The 12,224-nt window shown below is 71.4% G+C and carries 13 protein-coding genes; 7 read left to right on the forward strand and 6 right to left on the reverse strand.

Annotated features, from left to right (window positions below; all coding sequences use genetic code 11):
• Positions 1-120: 120 nt before the first annotated feature.
• From J7E93_RS14565 to J7E93_RS14585, 5 genes are all read left to right on the forward strand, one after another.
• Positions 121-1,728 (forward strand): ABC transporter ATP-binding protein, encoded by a 1,608-nt coding sequence (locus J7E93_RS14565; RefSeq protein ID WP_215069388.1) that lies wholly within the window; start codon positions 121-123, stop codon positions 1,726-1,728.
• The gene (locus J7E93_RS14570; RefSeq protein WP_215069314.1) at positions 1,725-2,837 is read left to right on the forward strand and encodes an ABC transporter permease; all 1,113 of its coding nucleotides are present in this window, start codon (positions 1,725-1,727) and stop codon (positions 2,835-2,837) included. Before J7E93_RS14565 ends, J7E93_RS14570 begins: the two co-directional genes overlap by 4 nt.
• Positions 2,834-4,126 (forward strand): ABC transporter permease, encoded by a 1,293-nt coding sequence (locus J7E93_RS14575; RefSeq protein ID WP_215069316.1) that lies wholly within the window; start codon positions 2,834-2,836, stop codon positions 4,124-4,126. Before J7E93_RS14570 ends, J7E93_RS14575 begins: the two co-directional genes overlap by 4 nt.
• Positions 4,123-4,527 carry a cytidine deaminase gene (locus J7E93_RS14580; RefSeq protein WP_215069318.1) on the forward strand — a complete coding sequence of 135 codons (405 nt, stop codon included), beginning with the start codon at positions 4,123-4,125 and terminating at the stop codon, positions 4,525-4,527. Before J7E93_RS14575 ends, J7E93_RS14580 begins: the two co-directional genes overlap by 4 nt.
• A gap of 80 nt (positions 4,528-4,607) precedes the next feature.
• Positions 4,608-5,885, forward strand: a complete 1,278-nt coding sequence (locus J7E93_RS14585) for a thymidine phosphorylase (protein WP_215069319.1) — start codon at positions 4,608-4,610, stop codon at positions 5,883-5,885.
• A 22-nt stretch (positions 5,886-5,907) separates the two neighbouring features.
• Here J7E93_RS14585 and J7E93_RS14590 read toward each other — a convergent pair whose 3' ends face one another.
• Both J7E93_RS14590 and J7E93_RS14595 read right to left on the reverse strand, forming a co-directional pair.
• Complete coding sequence (locus J7E93_RS14590; protein ID WP_215069321.1) at positions 5,908-6,219, reverse strand: hypothetical protein; 312 nt, start codon at positions 6,217-6,219, stop codon at positions 5,908-5,910.
• Entirely contained in the window at positions 6,216-6,884 is a 669-nt protein-coding gene (locus tag J7E93_RS14595) for an HAD family phosphatase (protein WP_215069322.1), read from the reverse strand. The genes J7E93_RS14590 and J7E93_RS14595 overlap by 4 nt, the downstream gene beginning before the upstream one ends.
• A gap of 54 nt (positions 6,885-6,938) precedes the next feature.
• Here J7E93_RS14595 and J7E93_RS14600 point away from each other — a divergent pair, with 54 nt between their 5' ends.
• Positions 6,939-7,208: an STAS domain-containing protein gene (locus J7E93_RS14600; RefSeq protein ID WP_308368587.1), complete on the forward strand. Its 270-nt coding sequence runs from the start codon at positions 6,939-6,941 to the stop codon at positions 7,206-7,208.
• Here the strand turns inward: J7E93_RS14600 and J7E93_RS14605 are convergent, their stop codons facing one another.
• The 3 genes from J7E93_RS14605 to J7E93_RS14615 all read right to left on the reverse strand — a co-directional run bounded on the left by J7E93_RS14605 (position 7,209) and on the right by J7E93_RS14615 (position 10,315).
• On the reverse strand, positions 7,209-8,186 hold the full coding sequence (locus tag J7E93_RS14605) for a sigma-70 family RNA polymerase sigma factor (RefSeq protein WP_215069326.1): 978 nt from the start codon (positions 8,184-8,186) through the stop codon (positions 7,209-7,211).
• Positions 8,187-8,267: 81 nt separating this feature from the next.
• Positions 8,268-8,963, reverse strand: a complete 696-nt coding sequence (locus tag J7E93_RS14610) for a L,D-transpeptidase family protein (RefSeq protein ID WP_215069328.1) — start codon at positions 8,961-8,963, stop codon at positions 8,268-8,270.
• Between the two features lie 77 nt (positions 8,964-9,040).
• The gene (locus J7E93_RS14615) at positions 9,041-10,315 is read right to left on the reverse strand and encodes an MFS transporter (protein WP_215069329.1); all 1,275 of its coding nucleotides are present in this window, start codon (positions 10,313-10,315) and stop codon (positions 9,041-9,043) included.
• Between the two features lie 62 nt (positions 10,316-10,377).
• Here J7E93_RS14615 and J7E93_RS14620 point away from each other — a divergent pair, with 62 nt between their 5' ends.
• Positions 10,378-11,331 (forward strand): LysR family transcriptional regulator, encoded by a 954-nt coding sequence (locus tag J7E93_RS14620; protein WP_215069331.1) that lies wholly within the window; start codon positions 10,378-10,380, stop codon positions 11,329-11,331.
• Positions 11,332-11,335: 4 nt separating this feature from the next.
• On the opposite strand, the gene J7E93_RS14625 is transcribed toward J7E93_RS14620, so the two are convergent.
• Entirely contained in the window at positions 11,336-12,112 is a 777-nt protein-coding gene (locus tag J7E93_RS14625; RefSeq protein WP_215069333.1) for a dienelactone hydrolase family protein, read from the reverse strand.
• Positions 12,113-12,224 lie beyond the last annotated feature (112 nt).

The raw sequence follows: 12,224 nt of genomic DNA on the forward strand, positions 1-12,224 counted from the left end.
AGTTGAACGATTTCCCCGAAGCTACGCGCGTAGCGCGCAGCGGGCAGGGTATTTTTCGCCACCGACACCGCCTGCGTACCGCCTCGTCCTCCTCACGCTCCCTGCCTTGGAGAGTGCGTCATCAAAGCCTCCAGCCCCAGCAGTCCGAACGCCGTAGAACTCCGCGGCATCACCAAGCGTTTCCCCGGAGTCGTGGCCAACCACGACATCGACATCACCGTGCGCCGCGGCACCGTGCACGCCCTCGTGGGCGAGAACGGCGCGGGCAAGTCGACCCTCATGAAGATCCTCTACGGCATGCAGAAGCCGGACGAGGGCACCATCGCGGTCGACGGCGAGCAGGTGACGTTCCACAACCCCGGTGACGCCATCGCCCGCGGCGTCGGCATGGTGCACCAGCACTTCATGCTCGCGGACAACCTCACGGTCCTCGAGAACGTCGTCCTCGGCTCCGAGAAGCTCCACGGCATCGGCGACAAGGCCCGCGCCAAGATCAAGGAGATCTCCGACGCGTACGGACTCGGTGTCCGCCCCGACGTCCTCGTGGAGGACCTCGGCGTGGCCGACCGTCAGCGTGTCGAGATCCTCAAGGTCCTCTACCGCGGCGCCCGCACCCTGATCCTCGACGAGCCGACCGCCGTGCTCGTCCCGCAGGAGGTCGACGCGCTCTTCGACAACCTGCGCGAGCTCAAGGCCGAGGGCCTCACGGTCATCTTCATCTCGCACAAGCTCGGCGAGGTCCTGTCCGTCGCGGACGACATCACCGTCATCCGCCGCGGCACGACGGTCGGCACGGCCGACCCGGCCCACACCACCACCAAGCAGCTCGCGGAGCTGATGGTCGGCAGCGAGCTGCCCTCCCCGGAGACCCGCGAGTCGACGGTGACGGACGTGGCCATGCTGACGGTCGAGGACCTGTCGCTCAGCGCCGTCGACCCCGACGGCGTGGTCCGTGCGGTCCTGGACGGGGTCGGCTTCACCATCCACAAGGGCGAGGTGCTGGGCATCGCCGGCGTCGAGGGCAACGGCCAGTCCGAACTCGTCGACGCGATCATGGGCATGCGCCACCCCGACCGCGGCGTGCTCACCCTGGACGGCGCCGACATCTCCGCCGCGCCGACCCGCAAGCGGCGCGAGGACGGCATCGGCTGCATCCCCGAGGACCGCCACCGGCACGGTCTGCTCCTGGAGGCCCCCCTCTGGGAGAACCGCATCCTCGGCCACGTCACCGAGAAGCCCAACTCCAAGGGCGCCGTCCTCGACCTGAAGGCCGCCCGCAGGGACACCGAGCGGATCGTCCGCGACTACGACGTCCGTACCCCCGGTATCGACGTCACCGCGGCCTCCCTCTCCGGCGGCAACCAGCAGAAGCTGATCGTCGGCCGCGAGATGAGCCACGGCCCCAAGCTGCTGATCGCCGCCCACCCCACCCGGGGCGTGGACGTCGGTGCGCAGGCGCAGATCTGGGACCAGATCCGCGACGCCCGCCGCGAGGGCCTGGCGGTGCTGCTGATCTCCGCCGACCTCGACGAGCTGATCGGCCTCTCCGACACCCTGCGGGTGATGTACCGCGGCCGTCTGGTCGCCGACGCCGACCCCGCCACCGTCACGCCGGAGGAGCTGGGTTTGGCCATGACCGGTGCTGCCACCGGTCACCTTGAGCACGAGAGCCCCGAGGGCGGCAGCCGCCCCGAGGCCACCGACGGCCCGGAGGACGAGGCCCGATGAAGAAGATCGACAAGGAGCGGCTGCTCCTGGGCATCGCGGCACCGCTTCTCGCGGTCGTCGCCGCCTTCCTGATCACCGCCCTGGTGCTGGCCGCGACCGGCAAGGAGCCGTTCAGCGCCTTCGGCATCATGTTCGACTACGGCTCGAAGTCGGACAGCCAGGTCTACATCATCAACAAGGCGACGACGTACTACCTGGCGGGTCTCGCGGTGGCCATCGGCTTCCGCATGAACCTGTTCAACATCGGTGTCGACGGCCAGTACCGCCTCGCGGCGTTCTTCGCCGCCGCCGTCGGTGGCGCGCTGACCCTGCCGGGCATCGTCCAGATCCCGCTGATCATCATCACCGCGATGATCGTCGGGGCCATGTGGGCGGGCGTCGCCGGTGTCCTGAAGACCACCCGGGGCGTCAGCGAGGTCGTCTCCACGATCATGCTGAACTTCATCGCGACCGCGATCATCGGCTACCTCCTCCAGCCCGGCCGCCTCGGCCACCTGGACGAGGCCGGCACCGAGGTCGCCACGACCCCGCTGCCGGAGTCCTCGCACTTCTTCGAGTTCCCGACCACCCCGACCCCGATCATCGGTTTCGTCGTGATCGCGGCCATCGCGGGCGTCGGGTATTGGTTCACGCTCTCCCGCACCCGCTTCGGCTTCGATCTGCGCACCGTCGGCCAGTCCGAGACGGCCGCCGCGGCCAGCGGCGTCGACGTCAAGAAGATGGTCGTCACCTCCATGCTGATCTCCGGCGCCATGGCCGGCCTGATCGGTATGCCGACCCTGCTCAACGAGTCGTTCGAGTACGGCAGCGGCTTCCCCCTCGGTATCGGCTTCACCGGTATCGCCATCGCCCTGCTGGGCCGCAACCACCCGGTCGGCATCGCGCTCTCCGCGATCCTCTGGGCCTTCCTGGAGCGCGGCGGCCAGCAGCTGGAGTTCGAGGAGTACGACAGGGAGATCGTCGGCGTCATGCAGGGCGTCATCGTCCTCTGCGTCGTCATCGCCTACGAGCTCGTGCGCCGCTACGGCCTCAAGCGCCAGCAGCGGCAGGTCGGCGAGAAGCTCGCGGCCCAGGCCCGTTCCAACGACAAGACGGAGGTGTCGGCGTGAGCGCCACGGCGACTTCCACCCCGCCGCCCGCGGCCCCCAAGGTGGCCGGCGGCAAGGGCGGCCGTACCCGCCGCCTCTCCCTCCCGGTGATCCTGCTGATCGTCGCGGGCGCTCTCCTCGCGCTCTCGGCCGTGCGCGCCATCACCGGCGCCCAGGACCTCACCTCCGCGGGCCAGATCAGCGCCGCGCTCTCCCTCGCCGTGCCGATCGGTCTCGCCGGTCTCGGCGGTCTGTGGTCCGAGCGCGCGGGCGTGGTCAACATCGGCCTCGAAGGAATGATGATCCTCGGCACCTTCTTCGGTGCCTGGGCCGGCTGGCAGACCAGCCCCTGGCTCGGCGTCCTCGCCGGCGTCGTGGGCGGCATGCTCGGCGGCCTGCTGCACGCGGTCGCCACCGTCACCTTCGGCGTCGACCACATCATCTCCGGCATCGCGATCAACATCCTGGCGGTCGGTGTCTCCACCTACTTCGCCAAGCTGTGGTTCAACTCCGGTGAAGCCGCGGCCAAGGGCGGCAGCCCCAAGCAGTCCCCGCCGGCCGAGGACATCACCTCGATCACCGTGCCGGGCGTGTCGGACTGGCTGGCCGACGTGGAGAAGCACCACTGGTTCCTCGTCTCGGACATCGCGGGCATCCTCGGCGGCCTGGTCACCAACCTCTCGCTGGTCACGATCCTCGCCGTGCTGCTGGTCGTCGGCACGTTCTTCCTGCTGTGGAAGACCCCGTTCGGCCTGCGCCTGCGCTCCTGCGGCGAGAACCCGATCGCCGCCGAGTCCCTCGGCGTCAACGTCTACAAGTACAAGTACATCGCCGTGATCGTCTCCGGCGGTCTCGCCGGCCTCGGCGGCGCGTTCCTGTCGCTGGTCACCTCGCACATCTACAACGAGGGCCAGACCGGCGGCCGCGGTTACATCGGCCTCGCCGCGATGATCTTCGGCAACTGGCGGCCGGGCGGCCTCGCCATGGGCGCCGGACTGTTCGGCTTCGCCGACGCCCTCCAGCTGCGCAGCGGCGGCCAGTCCGTGCACGCGCTGCTCCTGCTGCTCTTCGCGATCCTCGTCCTGATCGCCGCGTGGAAGGCGTACAAGCGGCGCTGGATCACGGCCGCGATCAGCGCCGTCATCGCCGTCGGCGTGCTGATCTGGTACCTCGGTACGGACACGGTCCCGGTCGAGTTCGTCAGCGCCACCCCGTACGTCGTCACCCTGCTGGTGCTCTCGCTCTCCGCGCAGCGCCTGCGGATGCCCAAGGCGGACGGCATGCGCTACCGCAAGGGCGAAGGCAAGTGACCACCACCGGCGGAGCACCCGACTGGGAGGCGCTGCGCGAGGCGGCCCGGGACGCCATGTCCCGCGCGTACGCCCCGTACTCCGGCTACCCGGTCGGCGCGGCGGCGCTCGTCGACGACGGGCGGGTGGTCTCCGGCTGCAACGTGGAGAACGCCTCGTACGGCCTCGGTCTGTGCGCCGAGTGCGGGCTCGTCTCCCAGCTGCAGGTGACCGGCGGCGGACGGCTGACCCACTTCGTCTGCGTGGACGGCCGGGGCGAGTCCCTGGTGCCGTGCGGACGCTGCCGGCAGCTGCTGTACGAGTTCGGGGGCCCCGAACTCGTCCTGGAGACCCCGAACGGGCTGCTGACGCTCGCGGAGATGCTTCCGCAGGCGTTCGGTCCGGACCACCTCGCGAAGTAGTACCTCGGAGCGGCCCTTCCGGCACGATGGGAAGGGCCGCTCTCCCTTTCCCCCTCTATGCGCGTAGAAAGAGGCACCACATGGACGTCATCTCCGTCATCCGCACCAAGCGGGACAAGGGCGAGCTGAGCCCCGAGCAGATCGACTGGGTCATCGACGCCTACACCCGCGGCGAGGTGGCCGACGAGCAGATGTCCGCGCTGGCGATGGCGATCCTGCTCAACGGCATGAACCGCGCCGAGATCGCCCGCTGGACCGCCGCGATGATCGCGAGCGGCGAGCGGATGGACTTCTCCTCGCTCGCTCGCCCCACCGCCGACAAGCACTCCACAGGCGGCGTCGGCGACAAGATCACGCTCCCCCTGGCGCCGCTGGTCGCCGCCTGCGGCGCGGCCGTGCCGCAGCTCTCGGGCCGCGGTCTCGGCCACACCGGCGGCACGCTGGACAAGCTGGAGTCCATCCCCGGCTGGCGGGCCCTGCTCTCCAACGAGGAGATGCTGCACGTCCTGGACACGACCGGAGCGGTGATCTGCGCGGCGGGCGACGGCCTGGCCCCCGCCGACAAGAAGCTCTACGCGCTGCGGGACGTCACCGGGACGGTGGAGGCCATCCCGCTGATCGCCAGCTCGATCATGTCGAAGAAGATCGCCGAGGGCACCGGCTCGCTCGTCCTGGACGTCAAGGTCGGCACCGGCGCCTTCATGAAGACCATCGAGGACGCCCGGGAGCTCGCCTCCACGATGGTCGGCCTGGGCACGGACAGCGGTGTGAGGACGGTCGCCCTGCTCACCGACATGTCGACCCCGCTCGGCCTCACGGCCGGCAACGCCCTCGAGGTCCGCGAGTCGGTCGAGGTCCTGGCCGGCGGCGGCCCGGCCGACGTCGTCGAGCTGACGATCGCGCTGGCCCGCGAGATGCTGGACGCGGCCGGCATCAAGGACGCCGACCCGGCGAAGGCGCTCGCGGACGGCTCGGCGATGGACGTCTGGCGCCGCATGATCGTCGCCCAGGGCGGCGACCCGGACGCCACCCTGCCGGTCGCCCGCGAGCAGCGGGTCGTCACGGCCCCGGCCTCGGGCGTCCTCACCCGCCTCGACGCCTACGACATCGGCATCGCCGCCTGGCGCCTCGGCGCCGGCCGCGCCCGCAAGGAGGACCCGGTGCAGGCGGGCGCGGGCGTCGAGCTCCACGCCAAGCCGGGCGACACGGTGACGGCGGGCCAGCCGCTGCTGACCCTCCACACGGACACCCCGGAGAAGTTCGACTACGCCCTGAAGTCCCTGGACGGCGCCTGGGACATCGCGGCGCCGGGCACGGAATTCACCCCGAACCCGATCGTCCTCGACCGCATCGCCTGAGGCGCGTCCCGGTGCGGGACGGTCAGCCGGCCGTCCCGCCCAGCTCCCGCCACGCCTCGCGGTCGTCCGGCAGACCCAGGCGGCCCAGGGTGATCCTCCGGTTGCCGTTCATCGGGGCCCACAGCCCCTCGCACGCCGCCATCTCACGGGCCAACGCCCGCTGTTCACCCGTCGACCGCCCCGGCCGGCCGGCGGGAAAGGCGACCTCCAGGTAGGGGCCCAGGTGCTCGCCCGCCCCCTCCAGTGGGCCGTTCAGCAGCTCGGCGGTGTCCGTCGCCGTTCCGTACGCGTGGAACAGGCGGTTCCACGTCACCGCCTCGATGTCCGCCCTCATGCCAGCGGCTCCCCGAGCAGCTTCGGCAGCTCGCGCATGTCGTCGAAGACCAGCGTCCGCGCACCCATCAGCCGGTCCGCCGGGGTCAGACCCCCGCAGTAGCCGAACGCCCGCATCCCGGCCGCCCGGGCCGCCGTCACGCCGTACGGGCTGTCCTCCACCACCGCGCACCGCTCCGGCGCCACGCCCATCACCGCCGCCGCGTGCAGGAACAGGTCCGGTGCCGGCTTGCCCCTGGCCACGTCGCGGGCGCTGAACATCCGGCCCTCGAATCGGTCGAGGAGGCCCGTACGGGTCAGATTGCGGCGGATCGTGGCATGGCTGCCGTTCGACGCCAGGCAGAACGGCACGTCCAGCGCGTCGAGGGCGTCCGTCACCCCCTCGACGACCGTCAGCTCCGCGTCGAGCGCCCGGTCGTACAGCGGCCGGTACGCCTGGTGCCAGTCGGGCTCCAGGGAGCGGCCGAGGCGCTCCTCCAGGATCGCCGTGAGGACCTCGCTCGACGAGCCGACGAACTGCTCGACGATCTCCGTCTCGGTGAACTCCGCCCCCAGCGAGGCGAAGACCTCGCGGTCGACCCGGCAGTAGATCCGCTCACTGTCCACCAGGACGCCGTCACAGTCGAAGATCACCAGCTCGACAGGGCTCACAGGATCACGAGTCATGGCACGCACCCTAGGCGTCCGATGAGTTCCGCCCGTTGCGGGGGTCTCCTTGGTGTGGACACCAGTCAACCGCTCGTACTGACCCTTGCCCCCCGGGCCACCCCTGACGAGGTCGCCCGGTTGTGCGCCGTGCTCGAAGGAGCGCCGCCCGCCGATGTCGTTTGCGAGCTCGGCGGGCTCGTGCACGCCGATCTCGCCGCCGTGGACGCCTTGGCGCGGCTGCGCCTCGCCGCCGGGCGGCTCGGCCACCGGCTCACCTTCCGGGGCGCCGGGGCCGAGCTGCGACTCCTCCTCGATCTGGTCGGCCTCGCGGACCTCGTGTGACTACGCCTCGAGCCGCTCCGGCATGTCGAACATCGGGAACCACCGCTTGGTGTCCAGGAAGAAGTCCATGCCGGCGATCATGCCGTCGCGGATGTCGAGGACGATCAGCGCCCACGGGCTGTATCCGCCCTCCGGGTCCGGGTGGTACTGGGCGAACGCCGGCGAGCCGTTCGCCACGGTCGGCACCAGCTTCGAACCCGAGCAGACCTCGCCGACCCCGAGCATCCAGCCCACGATGTCGTCGTGGCCGCGCAGCCACAGGTCGTACGGCGGCATGGACATCGTCGCGTCCTCGTGCAGGAGCGCGGTCAGCGCCTTCATGTCGTAGCCCTCGAAGGCCGCGACATAGCGCTCCAGAAGCTCCTTCTGCTCGTCGTCGAGCGGGTTCGCCGGATCCGAGGCCGCCGGCTCGTTCTCGGCGAGGGTCGCGCGCGCCCGCTGGAGCGCGCTGTTGACCGAGGCGACCGTGGTCTCCAGCAGCTCGGCCACCTCGCTCGCCTTCCAGGCCAGCACCTCGCGCAGGATGAGCACGGCCCGCTGCTTGGGCGGCAGATGCTGCAGGGCGGCGACGAACGCCAGCCGTACGGTCTCGCGGGAGACCGCCGTGTCCGCCGGATCGGCCACCGAGGGCAGCACCCGCCCGTCCGGCACCGGCTCCAGCCAGGTGATCTCCGGCCGCGCGTTCAACTGCGCCTGCGCGACCGGCGTCGCCGCCGTCAGATCCATCGGACGGGCCCGCCTGTTCCCCGCGTTGAGCGAGTCCAGGCAGACGTTGGTGGCGATGCGGTAGAGCCAGGAGCGCAGCGAGGAACGGCCCTCGAAGGAGTCGATGGACCGCCAGGCGCGGACCATCGTGTCCTGCACGGCGTCCTCCGCCTCGAAGGACGAGCCGAGCATGCGGTAGCAGTAGCCGGTCAGCTCGGTGCGGTACTTCTCCAGCCGGGAATCCAGGTCGCCGGCCGTTGCCAGATCACTCATCGGGTCCACCCCACTCGCCCCTCACCGGCACCGACGCGATGCCGATGAGGGGAAGTTATCGCAGACCACCGACAGCGGGGGTCAGGTTCCCGGCTTGCGCCCGTAGACGAACACGTCGTCGCCGTTCCTGAGCAGGTTCCAGTACGCCTTGGCGTCCGCCGGGCGCATGTTGACGCAGCCGCCGGAGCCCGGGGGGTTCCACATGGACTTGGTGGTGGAGTGGAAGGCCTGCCCGCCGTCGAAGAACTGCGAGTAGGGCATCGACACGTGGTAGATCGTCGACCAGTGGTTGATGTTGCGCCAGTAGATCTTCTTCGCGCCGGTACGGGTCTCGGTGCCGTCCTTGCCCGTACGGACCGGCACCGGCCCGTACTTCAGCCGGGCGCCGTCCTGGATCCAGCTCAGCTGGCGGGTCAGGTCGACGCAGGCGATCCGGCCCTTGTTCGTCGGGCACGTCCCCGCCCTGTTCGGGTTGGTGCCCGCCGCCCGCTGCGCCAGCATCGTGCTCATCGTCCGCCAGGTCAGCGGACCGGCGTACCCCTGCGTCGGGGTGATGCCGTGCGTGCGCTGGAAGGCCTGGATGGCCTGACAGTCGACGAGCGACTGCCGCCCGTCCACCGTCCGCCCCAGGAACTTCTCCACCTGCTTCTGGTACGGCCCCGTCGTCACGTTGCAGGACGCCGCCTGCGCCGGTGACGCGCCGAGGGCCACCGTCAACGGCACCACCATCGAGGTGATGCCGAGGACGATCCCCGCCCGCTTCCGTATGACACCCATGATCATCAACTCCCCGTCGAGTCCTACGCCTTATGACGACCGGGAAGGCGGACCGGTTGTACGGATCCGGTATCGATTCAGTGCGCGGTACGGACCCGGAGGCGGCCGGCCTCGGTCCGCGCGGCGACACGCGCGCTGTGCGTGCCGTACAGCGTGATCGACACGACGCCGAGGACCGCGACCAGGCCCAGCAGGACCGTGCCCGCCCAGCCGCCCGCGTGGAAGGCGACCGCGCCGAGCGTGCCGCCCACGCTGCTGCCGAGGTAGTACGCGGACTGGTACAGCGCCGAGGCCTGCGCCCGCCCGGTCTTCGCCGTACGGCTCACCGAGGAGGAGGCGACCGCGTGCCCGGCGAAGAAGCCGGCCGTGATCAGGACCAGACCGAGCAGGACGGCGGCGAGCGAGTCGCCCAGCGAGAGCAGCAGGCCCGCCGCGGTCGTCCCGACCGCGAGGTAGAGCGCCCCGCGCCGGCCCAGGCGGCCGACCAGCCGGCCGGCCGCGGCCGAGGAGACCGTACCGACGAGGTAGACCAGGAAGATCGAGCCGATCACGCCCTGCGGGAGCGAGAAGGGCGCCTCGACCAGGCGGTAGCCGATGACGGTGTAGACGGCGCCGAACACCGTCATGAACAGGGCGCCGATCGCGTACAGGCGCATCAGCAGCGGGTCCGAGAGGTGCGTGCGGACGGTCCGGGCGACCGCCTTCGGGTTGAGCGAGCCGGGGGTGAAGTGGCGGGCCTTCGGGATGAGCAGGCGGAAGACCACCGCGCAGACCGCGGCCATCAGACCGACCGCGAGGAGCCCCGCGCGCCAGCCTCCCAGCTGGGCCGCCCAGCCGGTGACGATCCGGCCGCTCATGCCGCCGAGGGAGTTGCCCGCGACGAAGAGGCCGATCGCGGCGATCAGCGCCTTCGGTCGCACCTCCTCGGCCAGGTACGCCATCGCCGAGGCCGGCAGGCCCGCGAGCGCCGCGCCCTGGACCGCCCGCAGGGCGATCAGCCAGTTCAGGTCGGGGGCGAACGGGACCAGGAGCCCGACGACGACCGCGACCGCGAGCGAGGCGGTCATCATCGTGCGCCGCCCGAAGCGCTCGGAGAGGGCGCTCAGCGGCAGGACGAGGAGGGCGAGGGCGCCGGTCGCGGCGGAGACCGTCCAGGAGGCGGCCGACGCGGTGGCGCCGAACTCCGCCGAGATCGCGGGGAGGAGGGCCTGGGTGGAGTAGAGGAGCGCGAAGGCGGCGAGTCCGGCGGCGAAGAGGGCGAAGCTCATGCGGCGGTGGCCGGGGGCGCCGGGGGCGAGGCGGGTGTCGGCGGCCGTGCTGGTGGCGGCCGCCTTGGTACTGGCGGAAGGCATGCCTCGAACGTAGGCCGCCGATGTTCATGCGTCCAATGCACGGAACTGCTGTAATCGTTCCCATGGTGCATGAGTACAGGTCACAGGGTCGGCTGTCACCGAACAGTAACGAAGAAGACATGGGACTGCTGCTGGCGCCGCGGCTCGCGTACTTCGCGGCGGTGGCCCGGCACGAGCATGTGACCCGGGCGGCGGCCGAGATGGGGGTGCCGCAGTCGACGCTCTCGCGGGCCATGGTCCGGCTCGAACAGGACCTGGGCGTCGCCCTCTTCGCCCGCCGGGGACGGACCGTGTCGCTCACCCCGGCCGGCCGGACCTTCCTCGCCTCCGCCGAGCGGGCGCTCGCGGAGGTGGAGCGCGCGGCGGACTCCGTACGGGCCGACGCGGACCCCACGGCGGGGCGGGTGGCCTTCGGGTTCCTGCACACCATGGGCTCCGAGACGGTGCCGGGTCTCATCCGGGCCTTCCGCGTCGACCATCCCGGGGTGCGGTTCACCCTGGTCCAGAACTACGGCGAGGCGATGATCGAGCGCCTGCGCGCGGGCGACCTCGACCTGTGCCTGACCTCGCCGGTCCCCGACGCCCCCGACCTGGTCGCCCGCCGCATCGACGAGCAACGTCTGCGGCTGGTGGTGCCCGACGACCACCGGCTCGCCTCCCGCAGACGGGTCAGGCTCGCCGAGGCCGCCGACGAGACCTTCGTGACCCTGGAGCCCGGCTACGGGCTGCGCCGCATCACCGACGACCTGTGCGCGGAGGCCGGGTTCAAGCCCCGCGTCGCCTTCGAGGGCGAGGAGGCCGAGACCCTGCGCGGCCTGGTCGCGGCCGGTCTCGGCGTCGCCCTGCTGCCCCCTCCGGCCGTGCCGCGCCCCGGAGTCGTCGAGCTCAACGTGACCGCGCCCCGCGCCGTCCGCGAGATCGGCGTCGCCTGGCTGGACGGCCACCCCGACACGGCGCCGGTGGCGGCCTTCAAGAAGTTCCTCCTGAGCAAGCGGGGGACCCTGCTGCCGGAGTGAGCGGTCACGGCCGCAGCGAGCCGCCGAAACCCGCCGCGAGCGGCATCCGCAGGCCCAGCGGCGGCGGCGCCGCCAGCGCGTCGGCGACCGGGCGGGAGTAGGGGCGGGCGAAGAGCGAGCCGAGGACGAAGTCCACGGCCAGAGCGTGGACTTCGGCGCGGTACTGGCGCAGCGCGTGGCCGTCCGAGTGGACCTCGAAGCGGCAGGTGTCGCGGTTCGACTTCTTCGCCCGGTCGGCCAGCCGGTAGGACAGCTCGGGGTCGACCCGCGCGTCGTTCGTGCCGTGCGCGATCAGCACCCGGCGCCCCACGAGCTGCCGCACCGGCTCCGGTTCCGCCGCCATGTCGTCCTCCGGCAGCCAGGGTGCCAGCGCCAGGACCGCGTCGACCGCCGTGTGCCCGGCCGCCCGCAACGCGGCCCGTGCGCCCATGCCGTAGCCGGCCAGACAGACGGGGACGTCGCCGTAGCGCCGTACCGTCTCCGCCACCGCCCAGGCCGTGTCGGCGGCCAACTGCGCGTCCGCGCCGTTCCAGCCGCGCCCCCGGTAGCGCACGACATGGACGACCAGGCCGTCGCCGCGCCCGGCTCCGGCCAGTCGCCGGCCCAGCGGCAGGACCGAGGCGTGGGCCAGGGCGGAGGCGCCCCGAGCGGACGTCACCTGCCCGTCCGGGAGGAGCAGGACCACCCCGCCCACCGCTGTGACCGGGTGCGATGCGCCGACGGGCCGTCCGAGCCGGGGTGTCCGGCTGCCGGCAGTCCCTACGAGTGCGGAGTACGCCATGGCAGAACAGTCTCAGAAGCCGAGGTGTACGCCATCCGTACGCGCGGTCACTGTTACGTATCGACAGGCGAGCGGAGAGGGCGTCTTCTACGCGCGTAGGCGCTACAGTGCG

It is taken from the genome of Streptomyces sp. ISL-36 (assembly GCF_018614205.1).
Taxonomy (GTDB): Bacteria; Actinomycetota; Actinomycetes; order Streptomycetales; family Streptomycetaceae; genus Streptomyces.